General features: G+C 45.0%; 23 protein-coding genes and 1 pseudogene. 11 read left to right on the top strand and 13 right to left on the bottom strand.

Going from position 1 to position 20,373, the window contains the following annotated elements; all coding sequences use genetic code 11:
• Positions 1 to 79: 79 nt before the first annotated feature.
• The 5 genes and pseudogenes from Aso01_RS08075 (at position 80) to Aso01_RS08055 (ending at position 3,791) form a co-directional block, all read left to right on the top strand.
• Positions 80 to 2,068 carry an ATP-dependent helicase gene (locus Aso01_RS08075; RefSeq protein ID WP_004932743.1) on the top strand — a complete coding sequence of 663 codons (1,989 nt, stop codon included), beginning with the start codon at positions 80 to 82 and terminating at the stop codon, positions 2,066 to 2,068.
• 98 nt (positions 2,069 to 2,166) lie between these two features.
• Positions 2,167 to 2,418: an RNA recognition motif domain-containing protein gene (locus Aso01_RS08070; protein ID WP_004932746.1), complete on the top strand. Its 252-nt coding sequence runs from the start codon at positions 2,167 to 2,169 to the stop codon at positions 2,416 to 2,418.
• 41 nt (positions 2,419 to 2,459) lie between these two features.
• A pseudogene (locus tag Aso01_RS08065) lies at positions 2,460 to 2,821 on the top strand (ASCH domain-containing protein).
• Between the two features lie 75 nt (positions 2,822 to 2,896).
• Positions 2,897 to 3,400 (top strand): DUF6586 family protein, encoded by a 504-nt coding sequence (locus Aso01_RS08060; protein WP_004932752.1) that lies wholly within the window; start codon positions 2,897 to 2,899, stop codon positions 3,398 to 3,400.
• Between the two features lie 112 nt (positions 3,401 to 3,512).
• Entirely contained in the window at positions 3,513 to 3,791 is a 279-nt protein-coding gene (locus Aso01_RS08055; protein ID WP_004932755.1) for a hypothetical protein, read from the top strand.
• A gap of 43 nt (positions 3,792 to 3,834) precedes the next feature.
• On the opposite strand, the gene Aso01_RS08050 is transcribed toward Aso01_RS08055, so the two are convergent.
• From Aso01_RS08050 to Aso01_RS08035, 4 genes are all read right to left on the bottom strand, one after another.
• Positions 3,835 to 5,553, bottom strand: a complete 1,719-nt coding sequence (locus Aso01_RS08050) for a cation:proton antiporter (RefSeq protein WP_004932760.1) — start codon at positions 5,551 to 5,553, stop codon at positions 3,835 to 3,837.
• A 142-nt stretch (positions 5,554 to 5,695) separates the two neighbouring features.
• The gene (rpmG, locus tag Aso01_RS08045) at positions 5,696 to 5,851 is read right to left on the bottom strand and encodes a 50S ribosomal protein L33 (protein ID WP_001205031.1); all 156 of its coding nucleotides are present in this window, start codon (positions 5,849 to 5,851) and stop codon (positions 5,696 to 5,698) included.
• 12 nt (positions 5,852 to 5,863) lie between these two features.
• Positions 5,864 to 6,100, bottom strand: a complete 237-nt coding sequence (rpmB, locus tag Aso01_RS08040) for a 50S ribosomal protein L28 (protein WP_000048256.1) — start codon at positions 6,098 to 6,100, stop codon at positions 5,864 to 5,866.
• A 166-nt stretch (positions 6,101 to 6,266) separates the two neighbouring features.
• The gene (locus Aso01_RS08035; protein WP_004932763.1) at positions 6,267 to 7,715 is read right to left on the bottom strand and encodes a coniferyl aldehyde dehydrogenase; all 1,449 of its coding nucleotides are present in this window, start codon (positions 7,713 to 7,715) and stop codon (positions 6,267 to 6,269) included.
• A gap of 118 nt (positions 7,716 to 7,833) precedes the next feature.
• Between Aso01_RS08035 and Aso01_RS08030 the strand changes: the two genes are divergently transcribed.
• From Aso01_RS08030 to Aso01_RS08010, 5 genes are all read left to right on the top strand, one after another.
• Positions 7,834 to 8,523 carry a TetR/AcrR family transcriptional regulator gene (locus Aso01_RS08030; RefSeq protein WP_004932767.1) on the top strand — a complete coding sequence of 230 codons (690 nt, stop codon included), beginning with the start codon at positions 7,834 to 7,836 and terminating at the stop codon, positions 8,521 to 8,523.
• 84 nt (positions 8,524 to 8,607) lie between these two features.
• Positions 8,608 to 9,474: a formyltetrahydrofolate deformylase gene (purU, locus tag Aso01_RS08025; RefSeq protein ID WP_004932769.1), complete on the top strand. Its 867-nt coding sequence runs from the start codon at positions 8,608 to 8,610 to the stop codon at positions 9,472 to 9,474.
• Positions 9,475 to 9,781: 307 nt separating this feature from the next.
• On the top strand, positions 9,782 to 10,564 hold the full coding sequence (locus Aso01_RS08020; protein ID WP_004932770.1) for an energy transducer TonB family protein: 783 nt from the start codon (positions 9,782 to 9,784) through the stop codon (positions 10,562 to 10,564).
• A gap of 19 nt (positions 10,565 to 10,583) precedes the next feature.
• The gene (locus Aso01_RS08015) at positions 10,584 to 11,207 is read left to right on the top strand and encodes a MotA/TolQ/ExbB proton channel family protein (RefSeq protein ID WP_004932772.1); all 624 of its coding nucleotides are present in this window, start codon (positions 10,584 to 10,586) and stop codon (positions 11,205 to 11,207) included.
• A complete protein-coding gene (locus Aso01_RS08010) occupies positions 11,207 to 11,611 on the top strand; it encodes an ExbD/TolR family protein (protein WP_004932775.1) in 405 nt (134 codons plus the stop codon). Before Aso01_RS08015 ends, Aso01_RS08010 begins: the two co-directional genes overlap by 1 nt.
• Positions 11,612 to 11,666: 55 nt before the next feature.
• Here the strand turns inward: Aso01_RS08010 and msrA are convergent, their stop codons facing one another.
• From msrA to lgt, 8 genes are all read right to left on the bottom strand, one after another.
• Positions 11,667 to 12,188 (bottom strand): peptide-methionine (S)-S-oxide reductase MsrA, encoded by a 522-nt coding sequence (gene msrA / locus Aso01_RS08005; RefSeq protein WP_004932778.1) that lies wholly within the window; start codon positions 12,186 to 12,188, stop codon positions 11,667 to 11,669.
• Between the two features lie 106 nt (positions 12,189 to 12,294).
• A complete protein-coding gene (locus Aso01_RS08000) occupies positions 12,295 to 12,783 on the bottom strand; it encodes an META domain-containing protein (RefSeq protein ID WP_004932781.1) in 489 nt (162 codons plus the stop codon).
• Between the two features lie 206 nt (positions 12,784 to 12,989).
• Positions 12,990 to 14,048 carry an Lnb N-terminal periplasmic domain-containing protein gene (locus tag Aso01_RS07995; protein ID WP_004932783.1) on the bottom strand — a complete coding sequence of 353 codons (1,059 nt, stop codon included), beginning with the start codon at positions 14,046 to 14,048 and terminating at the stop codon, positions 12,990 to 12,992.
• A 26-nt stretch (positions 14,049 to 14,074) separates the two neighbouring features.
• Positions 14,075 to 14,584: a dihydrofolate reductase gene (locus Aso01_RS07990; protein WP_004932787.1), complete on the bottom strand. Its 510-nt coding sequence runs from the start codon at positions 14,582 to 14,584 to the stop codon at positions 14,075 to 14,077.
• A gap of 12 nt (positions 14,585 to 14,596) precedes the next feature.
• Positions 14,597 to 15,439, bottom strand: a complete 843-nt coding sequence (gene thyA, locus Aso01_RS07985) for a thymidylate synthase (protein WP_004932789.1) — start codon at positions 15,437 to 15,439, stop codon at positions 14,597 to 14,599.
• A gap of 110 nt (positions 15,440 to 15,549) precedes the next feature.
• Positions 15,550 to 15,918, bottom strand: coding sequence for a hypothetical protein (locus Aso01_RS07980; protein WP_004932791.1), 369 nt, complete (start codon positions 15,916 to 15,918; stop codon positions 15,550 to 15,552).
• A complete protein-coding gene (locus Aso01_RS07975; protein WP_004932793.1) occupies positions 15,911 to 16,297 on the bottom strand; it encodes a hypothetical protein in 387 nt (128 codons plus the stop codon). Before Aso01_RS07975 ends, Aso01_RS07980 begins: the two co-directional genes overlap by 8 nt.
• A 100-nt stretch (positions 16,298 to 16,397) precedes the next feature.
• Positions 16,398 to 17,216, bottom strand: a complete 819-nt coding sequence (gene lgt / locus Aso01_RS07970) for a prolipoprotein diacylglyceryl transferase (RefSeq protein ID WP_004932795.1) — start codon at positions 17,214 to 17,216, stop codon at positions 16,398 to 16,400.
• 92 nt (positions 17,217 to 17,308) lie between these two features.
• Between lgt and Aso01_RS07965 the strand changes: the two genes are divergently transcribed.
• Positions 17,309 to 18,085: an NRDE family protein gene (locus Aso01_RS07965; protein ID WP_004932797.1), complete on the top strand. Its 777-nt coding sequence runs from the start codon at positions 17,309 to 17,311 to the stop codon at positions 18,083 to 18,085.
• 42 nt (positions 18,086 to 18,127) lie between these two features.
• On the opposite strand, the gene Aso01_RS07960 is transcribed toward Aso01_RS07965, so the two are convergent.
• Positions 18,128 to 20,314, bottom strand: a complete 2,187-nt coding sequence (locus Aso01_RS07960; RefSeq protein ID WP_004932800.1) for a PhoX family protein — start codon at positions 20,312 to 20,314, stop codon at positions 18,128 to 18,130.
• Positions 20,315 to 20,373: the final 59 nt, after the last annotated feature.

Genomic DNA, 20,373 nt, shown 5'->3' with positions numbered 1-20,373 from the left:
CAGATGAAAACAAGCCCCCATGCGCAGGTGTAGTAGAGTCTGCTACACTAAGGCATATTTTTGAATTGATCGATGTGCTATGAGTTTTGACCAATTAATGGGCGAGTTAAATCCGCAGCAACACGCGGCTGCAACGACTCAGGCCCAGCATTGTCTTGTGCTAGCAGGAGCAGGCTGTGGTAAAACCAAAACCATCGTGGCACGTGCAGCTTATCTCATTGAGCAAGGGGTTCCTGCCAATCAAATTCAAATTTTAACTTTTACCCGTCGTTCAGCCAGTGAAATTGTGGCGCGGGTCGAGTTGGCTTTGGGGGAGCAAGCCAAAGGACTCCGCGCATCGACTTTTCATACGTTTTGTATGTATCTGCTGCGCCGTGTACCGAAAGCCTTTGGTTTAGAACAATTCTCGATTATTGATCGGGATGATCAACTGATGATGTTCCGTCTGATTCGCGGTAAAGATGACAAGAAGAATCCAAATCAACTTCCAAAGCCACAAGAGCTATGTGATTTGTATTCTTTTGCGCGTAATACCCGCCAGAAATTGAGTGAAGCTTTAGAGAAACAACATCCTGAATATTTGGCATTTAAGGATCAAATTGCCAAGATCATGCAAGAGTATGAGACACGCAAGCGTGCACGTAGCTTTCTGGACTATGATGATATTTTGGCGATTGTGGCTTCAGCACTCGATCAATCTGAAGGCTTGGTTGATTATGTCGCATCGATTTGTAAGCACATGTTGGTGGATGAGATGCAAGACACCAATCCCTTACAGTGGGCATTGCTTGAACCTTTAAAGGATAAAGTCAGCCTGTTTTGCGTGGGGGATGATGCGCAATCCATCTACGGCTTCCGCGGTGCCGATTTTGAAAATATCCACCATTTTAAGGAGCGTGTTCCGGATGCAGTGTTGTATAAACTGGAAAAGAATTATCGCTCCACCCAAGAAATTTTAGACCTTTCGAATTGGTTACTCGATCAATCGGAGATTCAATATGACAAGCGTCTTGATGCCTATCGAGGTGAGGGAATTAAGCCGCGCATGCATATTTTCCCGAATGAGTTTGATGAAGCCAAATGGATCGCAATTGATATTAAAGAGCGTCATTATTTGCAGGGGCATAACTGGTCGGATCATATGGTCTTGGTCCGTTCTAGCTTTGCTGCGCGGCATATTGAAGCGGCATGTATTGCAGCCAATGTCCCGTATCGGTTTATTGGAGGGATGAAACTGCTTGAAACAGCCCATGTGAAAGATTTACTCAGTTTATTACGTGTGATTGCCAATCCTTTGGATGATATTGCGTGGATGCGCTTTATTACCCTATGGAATGGGGTGGGCGATGTGGGGGCAAGTCGTCTGGCACAGCAGTTGTTACTTCAACCTGAATTCGAACTAATTTTTAATCAATTAGAACAATTTGGACGTATTCCTGTTGAAACCTTATTGATGATGAAACAGATGATGGTGCTGAAGCAGGAAGTACAAGCGTGTGTTGGTTTGGGTATTCAAGCAATTGAAGCACAATTGGCCGAGAACTATAAAAAAGACTGGAACCGTCGCCAAGGTGACTTTGAGTTGGTTAAACAATTGGCTTCCAAACATGGACAATTAAGCGAATTTCTTGAGGAATATGTACTTGACCCTGTTTCTATTTCTGAAATTGAACGTCAGTCGGATACAGATGTAGTCACATTGATTACCATTCACTCTGCTAAAGGTACGGAGCAGAAAGTGTGTTATGTCGCGAATGTGACGGCTGGTCAGTACCCACATGCGCGTGCTCAGGGTGATTTTGACGCGGTCGAGGAAGAGCGTCGGGTGCTCTATGTCGCGCTGACTCGTGCACAGAATGAACTGATTCTTACCAAGCAAAATCTGAATCTGTGGGCGCGAGATGTGGTGGATGAGCAAGGACGTAAAGTTGAAAGCTATTTCTTAAATGATCTCACCCGCAATCTGTGTACCTTGGAAACGCATCATAAACCCCGCCAGCAAACGGTAAAAAGTGCCTTAATGGAACGACAGTCGATTAATTTAGATTTTGGGATTAATCTCGATTAAACTAAGCGAATTACATTGTGGTAGTTGATGTGCAATGTTCAGAAAGTAGCGTAGGCGATTGCTTTTTGATGATTTTGCCTATTTTTGAAGGTTGTTAAATGAAAATTTTAGTTCGTAATTTAGAACGTACTGTCACAGAAGCTGAGTTACTGGAACTGTTCCAACAATATGGCACAGTAGAAACCTGCCAATTGGTTTTAGATGCTGAAACAGGTAAATCTAAAGGCTTTGCTTTTGTGGAGATGCCACATGGTCGTGAAGCGGTGAAAGCCATTAAAGGTTTAAATACTTTGCGTTTACATGGGACAGGAATTCGTGTAAAGCAGGCTGAAGATAAGCCACAGGCTTAAAGGAGAGGAGCAGAGTATGCTCCTTTTTTTATGGGAAAATCATGAGAAGAATTTATCCTGCTTTATCGATTGTTGCGCCATCGGGAAGCTATATTGCTGAAGGAATAAAAACCTTGGAAATACGTTCATGGCGCCCCAATGAGCTTCCTCTTAAAGATTTAGTTATTGTTGAAAATGCACATGATCTGAATCAGGATGGAGATGAGGAATTAGGTCGAGCAGTTGCATGGGGGGTATTTCATCTGTTCATGCTTGGCAGAAAAGTGAGATTGAACAGGCTAAAGCAAACTATTGGGAAGATGGCTATTGGGCTTGGGTCATTGAAAATGTTAGGCCTATTCATCCTCCTGTGGATATACCAGCTCGAAGAAAGATTTATTGGATAGAGTTGGATGTGGTGTAATTTTTTATTGTGCATTGAATTCAATTAAGTTTAATCTTAGGCCTATAACACATGCCAAGAAATTAGGAAAATTGTATGTCCCGTGTTGCTCGTTATCATGCCGACCGAACCAATCAAAAACTTTATTTTGCGCGTTTGGCGTGTCAGCAAGCCGAGCAGATTGAGCATGTTCAGCAAGCACAGGCATATCGTGAGGCAGCCGTCTTTCATTTGCACGGTGCAGTGCTGGCGTTTTTGCAAGAGCTGGTGCGTTATTATCGTTTAAACGACCTGCAACCGACGCTCAAGTCGATTGAAGAGAAAATGGCAGAAAAGGGGCAGGTATCGCCTGAAGTCGCCGTGCTACAGCAAATTGCCAAAGATGGCTTTATTGCAGAGCTTAAGCGTGCTTATCGCATGTGTCAGTATGCACCTGAGCCGACTGAGCCGACACCTGAAGAAGAAACCTCTTCAAATCTGATTATTAAAGTCACGCAAGGGCCGCAATCGTGGTTACCCGATGTTAAAATACTCCGTGAATGGCACCGAGAACTGAGTCAGCTGATTGACGGTTTTCGTAATGAAATGGTTGAGTTTTAGTGCATCTTTCGATGGAGATGCTTGAAATTTTCAAGCAGAGCTCCTATATATAAATTCTACAGTTAGCAAAGTGCAGGTGCTCTTTGCCACCATGTTGAAGCATGGAGGGTTTATGTCGATACAACAGTTGAAAGAATTATTTGGTAACCAAGAAGCAATCTTAGAGTTGGTTCAACTTGAAGGTGGCGAATTGGCCTTGCGCAATGCGGGCTCTAATCAAGAGCCTTTGGTGAAGATCCAGTTTAACGATGAAGTCAAAGCACTTCTCGGCGATCAAACCGCGCTTGTTGCCCAGCACATGATTCAGGCAGCGTTGTTTGGTTTACTTGAAAAACAAGTGAACCAATGGCATGCAGAGGTCGTGGATGAGCAACCAGAATTTATGAGTTAAAAAAAAGCGTACTTTAAGTACGCTTTTTTTAGATCTGTTGTTTTTAATGCGTTGCTGGTGCCTGATGTGCACGTTCAATTTGCCCTAAAATATGGGCACTCATGGTTTTGGCCATTTCTTCTTTGGCATAAAACACCAGTCCTACATTGTCTTTACGAATCACGTCGGCTTCTTCGTGACTTTCTGCACAGCAAAGCACTTCAATGCGTGGATTTAACTGCTTGGCAATATCTACAATCCGGTGAATATCAATAATATCCATTGGCGAGAGTACCAGAAGTCTGGCGTGCATAATATGTGCCTGAATCAGCACGCTAGGCTCAGTCGCTTCACCACTCACTGCAGCAATGCCTTTTTTACGTAAATCTTCGACAATTTCACGGTTTTCTTCTGCAATCACCACCTTAATCTCTTGTTGCATGAGGGTTTTGGTAATGCGTCGCCCAACCTCACCATAGCCGACCATCACCACTTGATCACGTAAATAGGTTTGATCAAGCTCATCGGGCAGCATCGCCAGCGGGTCACCACTACGTTCGAGTAAACGTGCCAGATGTGAGCGTTCTCGAATCCAGCGCTGGATTGGCTCAATAGCCGAGAAAATAAAAGAGTTTAAGGTGATTGAAAACAGCGCCCCTGCCAAAATCAGATTTTGTGCATCGAGCGTGAGTAGGCCTAAAGTCACACCCAATGTGGCCAAAATAAACGAGAATTCGCCAATTTGTGCCAGACTGGCACCGACAGTCAGTGCGGTATTGATCGGATAGCGAAAAAACAAAACCAGTGCCATGGCGGCCAATGTTTTACCCACCATGATAATTGCCACAACTGCCAGAATTTGTAGCGGTTGCTCAAGCAAAATGCGTGGGTCGAATAGCATGCCCACAGACACAAAAAACAAAATCGAAAAAATTTCACGTAGGGGTAGCGTTTCTTCTTCGGCGCGGTGACTAAAATCGGATTCCTTCACCACCATGCCGGCGAAAAACGCTCCAAGTGCCATCGATACGCCAAAAACAGCGTAGGAGCCATAGGCGATCGAAACTGCCGCAGCCACCACGGTAAGGGTAAACAGCTCACGGGAACCCAGACGTGCCACAAACTGCATGATCATCGGCACTAAACGTTTGCCGATAATCAGCATAAAAGCGATAAATCCTGCAACTTTTAGCAAAGTTAAGCCGATGGTCAGCCAGATATTGCTGCTCGCTGCACCGTGTGCCAGCTCTTTGCCGCCAAGCAGTACGGCCATGGCAGGCAGCAGTACCAGTACCAAGACCATCACCAGATCTTCAACCAAGAGCCAGCCGACGGCAATTTTGCCGTTGACCGAATCGAGCAGGCCACGATCACCAAGCGCTTTGAGTAAGACCACTGTACTGGCACACGATAGACTTAAACCAAAGACCAACGCAGACCCGAAGCTCCAGTCCCACCACATCGCCACGCCAATGCCGAGTAATGTGGCCACTGCTATCTGTAATATCGCACCGGGAAGCGCAATACGGCGTACCTGAAGTAAATCACTGAGGGAAAAGTGCATTCCCACGCCAAACATTAAAAACATCACCCCAAGCTCGGCCAATTGATTGGCGAGTTTCATATCGGCGACAATTCCTGGAGTATTGGGGCTAATTAAAATACCTGCAACCAAATAGCCAATGAGCGGAGGAAGGCGTAGACGTGCAGCGATATAGCCAAAAAATAAGGCCAAACCAAATCCGACTGCCAGTAAAATAATTAAATCTACGTCATGTGGCACTCAAGACTCCTTAAATATGGAATGTGTATGAATTAGCAAAAAAAATGCCAAATTTTTATATTGATAAATATTAACAAGCAGAACAAAAATAATGCAAAAAAAAACGACTTCATTTGAAGTCGTTTTTTTACAGAATCTAAAATTATTTGATTTTAGCTTCTTTGAAAATCACGTGTTGACGGATTTTTGGATCAAATTTTTTGATTTCCATTTTTTCCGGCATAGTACGTTTGTTCTTCGTGGTAGTGTAGAAATAACCAGTACCAGCTGAAGAAACTAAGCGAATCTTGTCACGCATTGCAAGGTCTCCTTAGATCTTTTGGCCTTGAGCACGAAGATCAGCTACAACCTTTTCAATGCCCAATTTGTCGATGATACGCATACCTTTAGTGGTTAGACGAAGACGTACGAAACGTTTTTCGCTTTCTAACCAGAAACGGTGGTGGTGCAGGTTCGGCTCGAACCGGCGCTTGGTTTTGTTGTTGGCGTGTGAGACGTTGTTTCCAACGACTGGACGCTTGCCGGTAACTTGGCAAACCTTAGACATGGTGGAACTCCATTGATTTAGCCAACAGCAAATCTGTGGCCAGTCATACAAATAAACGGATTGAATTTATTCAAGGGGCGTTTTATACCAAAAATACGATTAAAAGACAAGCGAATTCGGTAAAAACGCGGCATGAAGCTGTGTAACAGATCATGCCTTGATCAGGTTATCGAAGAAGTGTTTTCGAAATAAGCCGATGAATCGGTTTGTTAAATGGTGGCAGAATATATTTTAAGCTATAGAGCTTTGGATTCGACATCATTGAACGTTCATGCGACAAGTTGAAAAAACCTTCAGGGCCATGGTATTTACCCATACCCGATGCACCGACGCCTCCAAATGGAAGATCATCCTGCGCCACATGAGTCAATACCGTGTTGATTCCGAAGTGGCCCGAATGCGTGCGCTGTGCAATGTAATCGGCACGTGCCTGATCAAAGTCGAAGTAGTATAGCGCAAGTGGGCGTGGACGGCGATTAATAAACTCGATCACGTCTTCCATTTGATCATATTCAAAAATTGGGAAGATTGGACCAAAGATTTCATTCTTCATGATGTCCATTTCGGTGGTGACCCCAGTAAGTAGCGTTGGGGCAATCTTGCGCACATCTTCAAGTGATTCATTATGTGGATTGATTTCGATAATACGTGCGCCTTGGGCACGTGCATCATCTAAATAGCCTTGCAGGCGTCGATACTGCTTGTCGTTGACAATTGACGTGTAATCTTGATTGTCACGCAAATGTGGATACATCCCCGTTGCGATCAGCTTGAAGTTTTCAATAAACTCCGCAGCGCGGCCTTTAGGTAAAAAGAGATAATCCGGTGCGACGCAGGTCTGACCTGCATTCCAGAGTTTACCCACCGCAAGGCGCTGTGCAGCCTCTTTCATGTCCATTGATGGATGAACAATGGCTGGGGATTTTCCACCCAGCTCTAAAATCACCGGTACCAGATTTTCTGCCGCAGCCGCCATCACCGTTTTTCCCACCGCAGTTGAGCCGGTAAAAATCATCTTGTCGAAGGGAAGGTGGCTAAAGGCATCCGAGATGGCACCACCGCCATTAATAACGGTAACCAACTCTTGCGGGAAAGCTTCTGAAAGGGCATTTTCAAGAACTTGACCAAATTGACTAGAGGCACTGGAAATTTTAATCATGGCGTGGTTGCCAGCGGCCAGCGCACAAATAAGTGGCCCTACAGACAGCAGCAATGGATAGTTCCAAGGCGTAATAATCCCAATTACACCGAGCGGTTGATACTCGACCCAGCCTTTGGCCGGTTGATGCAAAATACTGATATGGCGTTTGGACGGTTTCATCCACTGTGTCAAATGCTTGCTATAATAGCCAATATGTTCAAGACAGGTGAGTAGTTCACCGATTTTGGTTTCACCAATCGAACGGTTGCCATAATCGCGATTAATGGCCTCTGCAAACTGGTCCTGATATTTGACCAAAATACGTTTCAGACGAGCCAATCGATCAATACGATCTTTTGCAGATGGAACAGGATAACGCTCATAGGCACGTTTTTGCTGCTCTAGGACATCGTGTAAGTGATGAACATCAAGTGAATGTGGAGTCATCGAAGTTGTTTTTGTTTGACTGTTCATGACGCGTTACCATAGTGTGGAACTGAGCTATATATAATTTTTAGAGTAAATACTCTAAAGAGTCAAGAAGGTTTCTGTGTTAGTTTTCTAATGCATTAGATATCAACGGTTGTAAACAATGTCCGCATCGAAAACAGTCAAAACGAAAGATCGTATTTTGCATACCAGCTTGCAACTGTTTAATGAGCGTGGTGAGCGGTCTGTCACCACCAATCATATTGCCTCTGAATTGGGCATTAGCCCGGGTAATTTGTATTATCACTTTCGCAACAAGCAAGAGATTATTAAGGAGCTTATGGAGCAGTATCAGCGTGAAACACTGGATATGCTGGCCTTGCCCAAAGATCGATTGCTCAATGCCAATGACAAGATTCGTTATTTTCAAGTGCTCAGTAGTCAGTTATGGGAATACCGTTTTTTGCATCGAGATGTTTATCATTTAATTGAAAACAATGATGACTTTAAAAAGATCTATCCAAAATTTGCTGGGCAGGTGATGCAGCAGGGGCAAAAAATTTATCAGGCTTTCGTCGACGCGGGTTTGATGAAAATGACGGCTTCTGAAATTGAAGCCCTGATCATCAATTTATGGATTGTGCTGACCAACTGGACCAACTTCTTGTATATGTCGGGCCATATTAGCGACAGTAATCATCTGGAAGAGAAATGGGTGTGGCAGGCACTACGTCAAATGGTATTTTTAGAAGGACCATATTTGATGGGAGAAAGCCGCGAAACCTACGAGCGTTTGCTTGAGAGCTTTGGTCCATCTGATTTGTTTGCGCGCATTTCCTCGAAAACCGAGTAATTGTCAGACCCTATTCAGTCTGCGATAAAAACGCGCTAGAATAGCCCGCTTGTTTTTAAACTGACCTATAGTGATATTAATCAAATGAACACCACTACTGCCAATACAGCACGTCTACTGATTACTTGTGAAGACAGGCCCGGGATCGTGCAAGCTGTATCGAGCTTTTTGTATCATCAGGGAGCAAATATTACCGCACTTGATCAATACGCTACAGAGGCTCAAGGCGGACGTTACTTCATGCGTGTTGAGTTTGAGTTAGAACATTTACAAAGTCGTAAGGATACCTTGATTCAGACTTTTTCGGCCAATGTTGCAGAGCGCTACAACATGCAATGGCGTTTGGCATTTGTCAACGATCTGAAAAAAGTGGGTGTTTTGGTATCGAAAGTGGATCATGCCTTACTTGAATTGCTTTGGCGTCATGCGCGCGGTGGTTTACCGTGTGAAATTACTAAAGTCATTTCAAATCACGAAGATTTACGTGAGGCCGTGGAAAACTTTGGTATTCCATTTGAAGTGGTACCCGTCAACAAGGAAAACAAACGCGAAGCGTACGCCAAAATTGATGAATTGATGCAGGGCAATGACTTGTTAGTCCTTGCACGTTACATGCAAATCCTAGATGAGACTTTTGTTGAAAACTGGGAGATGAAAATTATTAATATTCATCACTCGTTCTTGCCTGCATTTGTAGGGGCAAATCCGTACAAGCAAGCGCATGAAAAAGGGGTGAAGCTGATTGGTGCAACTGCTCACTACGTGACTGCGGATTTGGATCAGGGGCCGATCATTGAACAAGATGTCGAGCGTGTCAATCATGACTTTACTGTTGAGCAATTACGCGAGCTGGGCCAAGATGTTGAGCGTAACGTACTGGCACGTGCAGTCAAATGGCACTTAGAAGATCGAATTATTGTCGATGGCAACAAAACTGTCGTGTTTCAATAAGTTTATTTCCTAAAAAAGTATGCATGCCGCATACTTTTTTTAATCTTATTGATGTTATGATATAGCATTTCATTTAAAGGGTGTTGTACCAGTCATGCATCTTGATATAAAGAGGGTGTATCGCATTTTCCAATCAAATGAGAAATATTGAAATTTCAGTAGATCTTTTGAATGTGAAAAAAAACAGTTGAAAATGAAAACACTTCTCATTTATTATTGCGATACTTTAATTGTTTGAACCGATAAGCTGTATCGCGATGACATGTTGTGATTGTGAATTGCTTCTCAAATAGGTAATTAGATTCTTATGAGTCAATCTCCTGCACTATCGATGAATTCTACACCTCCGAATTCTCCCAATCCGATGAAGAAAAAAGTCATCACTGCACTTGTCGCGGTTGTGATTGGTCATGCGGGAGTGTTATGGGCTGTCAACCAGATGAAAAGCCCAGAACTCAAACCCATTGAACAAAAACCACTCAATGTGCGCTTTGTAAAAATTCAAGCACCGCCGCCGCGCCCACCTGAACCAAAGCCTGAACCGAAAAAAGAGCAACCTAAGCCGAAAAAAGAGGTGAAGGAAGTCAAGGTGGTAGAGAAAGTTGCACCACCACCGAAAAAAGTCGAAAAGGTTCAACAGGTCAAGCAAGCAGAAACGCCAAAACAAGTGGTGAAAACTGAGCCACAGGTAGACTTCAAACCAGTGACGACAACCACCACCGTTACGGAAAAGGTTGTTGAAAAAGCCAAGCCTCAACCTGCTGCACAGCCGCAGGTGAACCGCGACCCGTCACCAAAGAGTGTATCGATTGGCGGTGCTGGGGTGCAGTGGAGTCGTACGCCGCGTCCTTCATATACCAACCGTGATTTGCAAGGTCAAACACGCAGTATTGTGGTGATGATTGAGGCGGACGAAACTGGCAAGATTATCAATGCGCGGATTACCCGTAGTAGTGGTGTGCCTGCGCTTGATGACAAGATTCTGCGTGCGGTACGTAGTGCAAAATTTAAACCGTATAAAGAAAATGGTGTTGCTTACCCTATTCGTGCTGAGCAACCCTTTGACTTAACATTAAATCCTAACGGCTAACATTTTCAGGAGTTCGAGTATGAACTTTTCAGTTTATTGGCAACATGCAGATGCAGTCAGCAAAACACTGTACTTCGTGCTTTTGGCAATGTCGATTGCAACCTGGACGATTCTTATCTTACGTTTGATGGGAACCCGCCAATTAAAACAACAAGCTTATGCTCAACTCGCTAAAGCACTGAGCAGTCTGAAAGCCAAGTTTGTTCACTTGACCTTCGAGCAGCGTAAGGCAGTGGCAGAGCAGGCATTACTGCGTCAGATTTCTGCTGAAAAATCCAGTGCAGAAAAAGGCGTTGCAGTACTCGGTACCATTGCCTCTTTGGCACCGTTTGTCGGCCTGTTTGGTACGGTTTGGGGAATCTTCCATGCGCTGGTGGCAGTAGGTAAAAGCGGACAAGCAGGGTTGGCTCAAGTTGCGACACCGGTAGGTGAAGCGCTGATCATGACCGGTTTAGGTCTGGCTGTTGCGATTCCTGCGGTATTGGCATACAACATCTGTGTACGTTACAACCGCGGTTTAGCACATGATTTACAAGATCAGGCTCATAGCTTGCTGATCGATACCATGTTGCAGCAAGAATCTGCTGAACACAAAACTGAAGTGAAGACAGCGCAACAAAGCTTTGCTGGAGGTCAGGCTTAATGGCATTTCAATTGGGTGAAGACCACGACAGTGGCATGAATGAGATGAATCTCATTCCGTTAATTGACATCATGTTGGTACTGATGATCATCTTTTTGGTCACAGCAACGGTTGCAAACCCATCGGTACCATTAAGTTTGCCAAAAACCACGGCTGAGATTCAGCCACCGCCACCGAAAGAGATTACCATTAGCATCAATGCCAATGGTGATGTCTCTTGGGGGCAAGAAACCATTACGTTAGATGAGCTTAATCAGCGTTTTCAAGAGGCAGGCCAGCAGGCGCAAAAGCCGACAGTTATGCTAAAAGCCGATAAAGCCTCACGTTATGATACTGTGGCACAAGTGATGTCTCGTGCGAGTGGAGCCGGACTCAGCGATATTGCTTTTGTCAGTGAAAATTAAACGCTCTAGATTGAGCGCAATAAAAAAGCAACTCGATCGAGTTGCTTTTTTTTGTTCAGGCCTTAAGTAAAGACTGAAATTTGCTACGTAATTTAGCAATTTTTGGAGGAATTGCAAAATTACAAAAGCCTTGAGACGGATTCTTGGTGTAGAAATCTTGATGATAATCTTCAGCCGCATAAAAAGTAGGTACTGGGCTGAGCTCGGTGACTACATTCATGCCTTCGGCTTTTAACTCTTGAATGAGTTTTTCTGCATCTGCTTTTTGTTGCTCGTCAAAATAATAAATGACAGAACGATACTGCGTACCGATATCGTTGCCTTGACGGTTCAGCGTGGTTGGATCGTGGATAGCAAAAAACACGTGTAGTAAATCGTCGTAGCTAACCTGTGTTTCATCAAAATCCACCAAAATCACTTCTGCGTGATTGGTCTCACCTGTGCAGACTTGTTCGTAGGTCGGATTTTGTGTATCACCGCCTGCATAACCGCTGACAACTTTTTCGATGCCACGGATTTGTAAGAATACTGCTTCAGTACACCAGAAACATCCGCCGCCAAATAATGCCTGTTGCATGGTTTTCCTCGAAATAGCAAAGGGTTTTAATATCACGTTTTTTCGTTTACGTACAATCTATATTGAGGCGACCTGCTCAATTAAAAGACCATAAGACACAATGTCTTTATTTTGATGCATCGAGAGCCATCACAATACGTCCGCTTTGATCCATCAGAATGAGATGTTCAGGGCTTGCTCGGTAACGCGATACGTTTGTAAGTGCTTGCTGATATTGCACACTGATGTTTTGATCCGTATTTGGACACATCATCTTGGTCGATGCCGCAGCGCCCAATTGAAGTGATTCGGCGTCTGCCTTAAAACTTCCCATCATACGATTACATCCATCTGTACCGCTAAATCGCTGTGTTTTTGAATCAAATTTCAAACTCGGTTTATTCGCGACCTGAGTGCTAATTTGAAAGCCATTAATTTCAGTAGCCGTCCAGTTGCGATCAAGCAGTACATTGGCCGTGCTCGCATTGGCGCTACTGCTAGAGGTTACAGCTGTTTTGGTCGTAGAATCAGTTGATGATGTCGAAGGGGTTACCGCACATCCGGTAAAAAGCACGCTTGCACACAGGCAAGTCCCTGTTAGCCATGTTTTGATCATGTTGATGTCTCTTTGCTTCACAACTTGTTCTTGAGCAGTAGCAAAACAAATCAATGTAGATACATCGAGTAGAAAAGCGTGTGATTGTGTAAGCTTATTTTACGAGATGATGAGACAAAATCTAACCCGATCGATTCTCGATCATTAAGAAAAAATATACAGCATAATCGGGTTGAAGAACGGGGTAATCCTCGAAGATTGAGGTGTCACTGCTTCGGCTGTGGAATACCATAACGAATCACTTCTGAGAAATTTAGACTGTTTTGGTGTTTGAATTTCTCATACTCGGCTGCCCGTTCATTGATGTAAGCCATCTGATACCACTTGGCAATGCTGTAGTCATGACTGAGTACATTTAAGTCATATAAGTAGTTTGGTAGGTATCCCGACGCCAGTAAGCGATAATCTTTAGGAAGTTCATCTGGATTGATGGCTTGTGCCATATCAAAAACCAAGGTGGTGCAGTTACTGGTCAGGGTGTTGTACCATTTTGGTGTTGCCCGTAGTTCATCTGAGGTTTTAAGGTATTCCAAAAATAAAGCCTTGGCTTGCTCTTTAGATACCTGAACAGGAAACAGATAGACCTGTTCATGGCGAACATTGCTGCGGGTATACACAATATCTTTTTCATCGGCTGCGACTAGGCTCAATTCAAACTGCCGAAAAAAACCACCAATTGCCGAAAAGTTCTCATTTTTTTCCTTACGGATTTCGATGGAAAACACCAGCGGTTTTTGCTGTTCGAAATCAAAGCTCACCAAGGTATGGGCAATTTGCGGGCCCATCCAGTATGAGGTAATGATATTGACCCCTCGAAGCTGATTCAGGTTGTAATGGCGAGTTTCCCAGCGTTCGGTATACTGGCCATCAGGTTGCCAGTCAAAATTTCGTACATTGTGCAGGGTAATCTGATCTCCTTGGCGTTGGTAATCTAGTAGCCGAGCGACCTCAGGGTCCCAATCACGATTTTGCGCGGGCGCCAATGAAAAATACCACAGGAGTGCAACTAAGAATGCCAGCATGTACAGCACGATATCTTTACCGCGCCCTAAAATATGCTGACTGATATAAATCCCCAATACGCTAAGGGCAAAAACAATCCAGATCCCGATGAGAATTCGACTACCTAGCCATCCAAAAGGTTGCTGAATCCAGAGTGCTGCACACACCCAAATACTTGAGCAGATCACAAAAACACTGAAAATCATATGTAAAAGCCCCATCCCTAGGGCATGTAAAAATTCTTTTTTTCCAGTTGTATGCATAACCAACAATCAGCTAGGGATTGCCTTTATTTTCGGTAACTTGCGAACTCAAACGCAATACCTGTTTTGTCATCAATATGTGATTCACTGGCAATTTTTTTAAAGGCAGCAGGTCGGTCTGGATAAAATGCATCACCTTGCACATCAAGCTCGACATGCGTCAGCTCAAGCCGGTCGGCAATATCCAGTGTCTGACTAAAGATTTCTCCCCCGCCAATAATAAAGAGCGCACGCTGATTCGCGGCTTTTGCCTCTTGGGCAGCACCTTCTAAAGCGGCTTCAATACTATGTGCTACATGTGTACCTGCGAATGACCAGTTTACATCGCGGGTAATCACCCAATTACTGCGGTTGGGCAATGCGCGCCCCATCGATTCAAGTGTCTTACGCCCCATAACCACCACGCCACCTTGGGTAATTGCTTTAAAGTGCTTGAGATCGGCAGGAATATGCCACGGCAATGCATTACCTTGACCAATACACTGTTTTTGATCCATGGCCACCACGTGAACCACTTCTAAGCCTTGAAATGCCATTAATTGCTTTCCTTATACAGCGACAGGTGCTTTGATTGCAGGATGAGACTGGTAGTCAACAATCTCGATATCTTCAAATTTAAAATCAAACAGGTCGGTAATTTCGGGGTTTAATTTAAGCTGACAAAGTGGTAACGGTTCACGGGTGAGTTGCAGTTTGGCCTGTTCAAAATGGTTGGCATATAAATGTGTATCGCCACCTGTCCAGACAAAATCTCCCACGCCGAGGCCACAGACTTGCGCAATCATGTGGGTAAGGAGTGCATAACTGGCAATATTAAACGGCACACCCAAAAATACGTCGGCACTGCGCTGATATAACTGACACGACAATTTATTGTCTTGTACAAAAAACTGAAACAACGTGTGGCACGGTGGCAGTGCGACCTGTCCGGCTTCATTTGGATTCCAGCCAGATACAATCAAGCGGCGTGAGTTCGGATTGGTTTTAATTTCATTGACTAACCATGAAATCTGATCAAATCCGTCTTGGTTATAGCTGCCATCTGCATTTTTGCTGGCGCCAAAATTACGCCACTGATGACCATACACCGGGCCAAGCTCGCCTTCTGGGCGACCAAAACGCGCGGTTTGCTCAGCTGTCGCCCATTCGTCCCAAATGCTGACTTTGTTGTCCTTGAGGTACTGTACGTTGGTATCACCTTTTAGAAACCACAACAGTTCAATCACAATCGAACGAAAGTGTACTTTTTTGGTGGTGAGCAGAGGAAAGCCTTGGCTGAGGTCAAAGCGCATCTGATGACCAAATACAGAACGTGTTCCTGTCCCTGTACGGTCACCTTTATCGCCGCCATTGTCTAGGATATGTTGTAAAAGGTTTAAGTAGGTGCGCATGGTTCTCTCTAATCGTATAGTCGCCGCTTGACTAAGCGACAACAAGTTTCAATCGACTGCAAATTTTAGCCGTTTTTGCCTTCAAAGAACAGCAAACAATCTTGCCTGCGTTATTTACGTGGCTCACGATAATGGGCGGTAGAGGCCAAGCATAATCCGAGCACGCTAAAGCCCAATACTTGCAGGCCCGGTATCCATTTTGATGAGTCGGGCAGCAGCGAAATGGTAATGATGAGGGCTATAATTGGAAACACGTTGGCTAAAATGTTAAAGCCTTCGCGGTAAGGATTATCATGATGAATCTGTTGTCGTTTATGGCGAATGATATGCGTCACTATTCCAATCAAAACGCTGACCACGACATATTTCGGGCTAAGCGGCTGTATGTGCGAGAGCCAGTAAATCACTGCGCATAACACAATACAAAATCCAAAACGTATCGGGCGGGTGATACGCTCGGAATACCAAAAATCAAGCATCGGGATTCACGCCTGAATTTGAAGATCTAAATAAAAACTGCGGTGAAAAAATAAACACCGCCAGCGCCATAAAGGCAATCCCTTGAATACCCCACCACATCAGATTGTTCATGGTTTTTACAAACAACAGTGCAAAGATCAGTGCAATTGGAATCCAGGTCAGCAGGCGATACAGTAAACCAGTTGGCTTTTGCGCAGCAAAATGCAGCTTTAGGTAGCGACATATCAGAAAGATTATGCCTGTTCCTGTAAACATCAGCACCACGTCGAGTGGTAAAGGCTGATGATAAAACAGTGCAATCGCCACGATGAGGGTGAGAAGAAGAATGAAAAATTTTTGAATCCGAGAAATGTTCGGGTCAAACCAGAATTCAAGCATGTGCAGGTATCATTCAAAAAGAATAGGCAGAATTTACCACAAAAAATCAAAGGCGGGAAAAGCTTGACTTGACCCGCCTTTAAAATTAAAGCGAAAGATGTTATCGGGTTTTGAGTGGTCCCCAGTCGTAAAGTTTACGGCGGTAGGCGTACCACATCATCCACAAGCCAATCAGTAACATCGGCACAGTCAGAATCTGACCTTTGGTCATCCATCCAAACAAAATAAAGCCTTGATCTGCATCGGGCTCACGGAAGAATTCGATCACAAAGCGTGCTACACCGTATCCCATCAGGAACAAGGCAGACACTGCCATACGTGGTCGCGGTTTTGAGCTGAACCACCACAACAAGATAAACAGCAATAAGCCTTCACAAATAGCTTGATAAATTTGGGATGGGTGACGCACCAGATGAAACGGATCGGTTGGGAAGATCATCCCGAAAGGATAGTTCGGATCTTGGACTTCGCGACCATACAGCTCGCCCCCAATAAAATTACCAATACGACCAAACATCAAACCGGTTGGGACGCAGGGTGCAATAAAATCCAATGTTTCAAACCAAGTTTTCTGGTATTTGCGGCACCACAAGATCATGGCCAACATCACGCCGATAAAGCCGCCGTGAAAACTCATACCGCCTGTCCAGACCTGAAACAGCCAGATCGGATTGGCAAGAAATTTGTCGAACTCGTAAAACAGTACATAGCCGACACGTCCACCCAGCACCACGCCGAGAGCGCCGTAAAAGACCAGATCGGAAACCATTTCCGAGGTCCAGCCATCACGTTGTTTTGCACGATAGGACGCGAGCCCCCAAGCACATAAAAATGCCAGTAAATACATCAGTCCATACCAATGGACCTTGAGCGGACCAAGCGAAACAGCAACCGGGTCTATATTGGGATAGGTGAGCATACCTGTACCTTGCTTTTATCTTTGCCAGAGATTTTAACGGAATGTCAGAAAAATGTTGTACATTCAATGTGTAAAGATGACGAGAAAAGATCATGTGTATTGTTGCCTTGGCATGGCAGGTGCTCGACCACACGCCTGTCTGTTTACTTTCAAATCGTGATGAGTTTTACGCGCGTCCCACTGCGTCTTTAAAGCAATGGCCCGATAGTCCGATTATTGCGGGTCAAGATCTGCAATCGGGTGGGACATGGATGGGCATTACAGCATCTGGACGCTGGGCGGTGGTGACCAATTTTCGTGATGGCAAAGATCAGCAGCACTATCCTACATCACGTGGGGCATTGATTGCCGATTTTCTACACTCAGATCTGTCGCCGATCCGTTTTGCGAAGACCCTTGAGCAACATCAGCAGGCATATGCGGGATTTAATCTATTTTTAGGTGATGCAACGCAGGCAGTCTATATGAGCAACCGCGGTGAAGCGCCACAAGTTTTGGCCAAAGGCGTTTATGTGGTCTCCAACGGTTTAATGTCGGAGCACTGGGAAAAAACAGCACATTTACGTAAGCGCTTTACCCAAGAGTTTTTACCTATGATGCAGGTGCATACACCCGCGGCAACTTTAGAGCATGCCGCGTGGGATATATTGGAAGATGAACGCAAGGTGATTCCTGCACGGCTACCCGAAACCGGAATTAGCCTTGAGATGGAAGAGCTGCTCTCTTCGACCTTTATTCAAAGCCCCGTATACGGCACACGCTGCTCAAATTTTCTGACGCTTGATGATCATCACTGGCACTGGCGTGAAAAAATTCAGCAAGGTGAGCAGCAGGGACAGATCACCGAGATCAAGATTGAACGACAATAATAAAAAAACTGGCCGAAGCCAGTTTTTTTATTATATGCGGGTTTAGGTACCTGCAATCACGCCACCGTCTTTACGCGTGATAACCACGGTCGCCGAGCGAGGGCGAGCTGTCGTATTGCTTGGGTCTGTTTGGGTTGCAGGCCAGTGACTGCTTGGCTTGTCGTAACTGCTAGAATCTTCACCCGGATGCTGAACATTAATAAAGATGGCTTTATTGTCTGGCGTCATGGCAATGCCGGTAATCTCACATTCTTTTGGTCCCACCAAGAAACGGCGCAGATTTTCATCGGTTACTTTCGCGCCCACAATGGTTTGCTGGCCATTTGATGTCGTGGCTGTCGTACCGTCACCAAGGGTTCCCGGTAAAGCCGCCAACATCATGCAGTTGGTCACATCAGTATAAGCGCCGTCATCGGTTTGAATCCACAGGACGCCGCGTGCATCGAACCACATACCATCCGGGCTTGAAAAGTCGTTGTTGTCATTTAAACCCGACAGGTTAATATTTGCTGCCATTTTAGCTTCTGCGCCAAACAGGTAAATGTCCCATTTGAAGGTCGTAGCCGTGGTTTTGTTGTCGGTTTCTTTGAAACGGATGATATGACCGTTGACGTTACCTTTGTTGGTTTTGCTGCCCGCATAGGTGTCTTCATAGTTACGCGGATTGGCGGCATCGGTTGGGTAGCTGCTGCCTCGGTTCGAGTTGTTGGTGAGGGTGACGTACACTTCACCATTTTCTGGATGCACCGTACACCATTCTGGGCGATCCATTTTCGTGGCACCAACACTGTCTGCGGCCAGACGCGCGAAGGTTACGACATCGGCCTGATGACGAAACGGATAGGTTTTGTTGCTGGCATCGAGGCCATTTTTACCATAGCTTAACTCGATCCACTGACCAGTGCCGTCATTGTTAAATTTGGCCACATACAAAATACCGCTGTTGAGATATTTATCACCTGCGGTATAGCCGCCATTGATATCTTTAACATCCCAGTTTGCCGTACTCACAAACTTATAGATGTATTCACCACGTGAGTCATCGCCCATATAAAAGGCCAGTGGCTGACCGGCAACCACGCGGCATGCGCTGTCTTCATGAGCAAAACGCCCCAGTGAAGTCCGTTTTACAGGGTTTTGGCGCACATCAAATGGATCGATTTCGACCATCCAGCCAAAGGTATTCGGGCTATTACGATAATCCTGCGCTGCCTGTGCTGCATTGACATCGGCATTCCAGCGGCTATAGAGGTCTTGTGCTTCAATTTGACCAATCGCCGTTTCCCAGCCGTAGCGCGAGCTTGCACCCGCTTTAAGGCCGTAACGGTTGAGTGCGATAATTTCATGCGGTTGACGTTTCAGGTCATCGCTGCTCGAACGCTGAAAATAGCCAATAAAGTTTTCTTCGGTGGTTAAATACGTGCCCCAAGGTGTGTAACCATTACCACAGTTGTTGTGGGTTCCTCGGGTTTGTTTACCGCTTGGCGAGTAGCTGGTCACCAACAGATCAGCACCGGCTGCCGCACCCGCAAAATCCATCACGGTCGAGGCCGTAATACGACGGTTAAACACCGAACTTTGAATGAATTCGACTTTTTGCGTGGTGGCGTCTTTTTTAATGTGGATAATCGACACACCGTGTGCGTTCATTTCACGGAGTACTTCATCTTCTGGTCGGCGATTATCGACTTTGGTTGGGCCTTTCGGGTGCAAAAAGGTTGGATTGATGTACTCATGGTTCATCACCAACAACCCCTGTGTCGAGACGTTGTCATCAAATCGGTTGCTGCTCGTGTTTAAACCAAAATAATGCATGCCGTCGTGGCAGTCTCCAGAACGAAACTGGAAGCTCGGACCTGATGGAATATTGTTGTCGTCCCACGCACCAACACGCGGATTAATTGAATCGCCGAGCGCATAGAGTACTGTGGCTTGATAGCCTTCTGGTACTGTCACGATATCGTTTAAGTTTTTTGCGACAGGTTTGAAGTTGAGCTTTTCAGGGCGTTTGTTTGGATCAACCGCAGGGGTAGAGCTGTTATTGTCATCATTGCTGTCGTTACAACCGGTCAATGTAGAGGCCAAGGCCAGTGCAACGGCACCGCTTGCCGTTTTTGCAATGAGTGAACGGCGAGACATCGATTGTTCTAAAATATCGCGGAAATGAATGTTGTCAGATGTATTGTTGTCTAACTCTTGATCTTCATGATATGGCGTTGGCTGTGTCATGTATTTTCCCCAAACAATAAATGGATATCAAAATTTTCCATTCAAAGTAGAGTTTTAAT

Origin of the sequence: Acinetobacter soli, assembly GCF_000760595.1 — a bacterium.
In the GTDB taxonomy this organism is placed as follows: domain Bacteria; phylum Pseudomonadota; class Gammaproteobacteria; order Pseudomonadales; family Moraxellaceae; genus Acinetobacter; species Acinetobacter soli.
The sequence above is the reverse complement of the archived record's forward strand: the minus strand, read 5'-3'. Positions and strand labels throughout refer to the sequence as shown.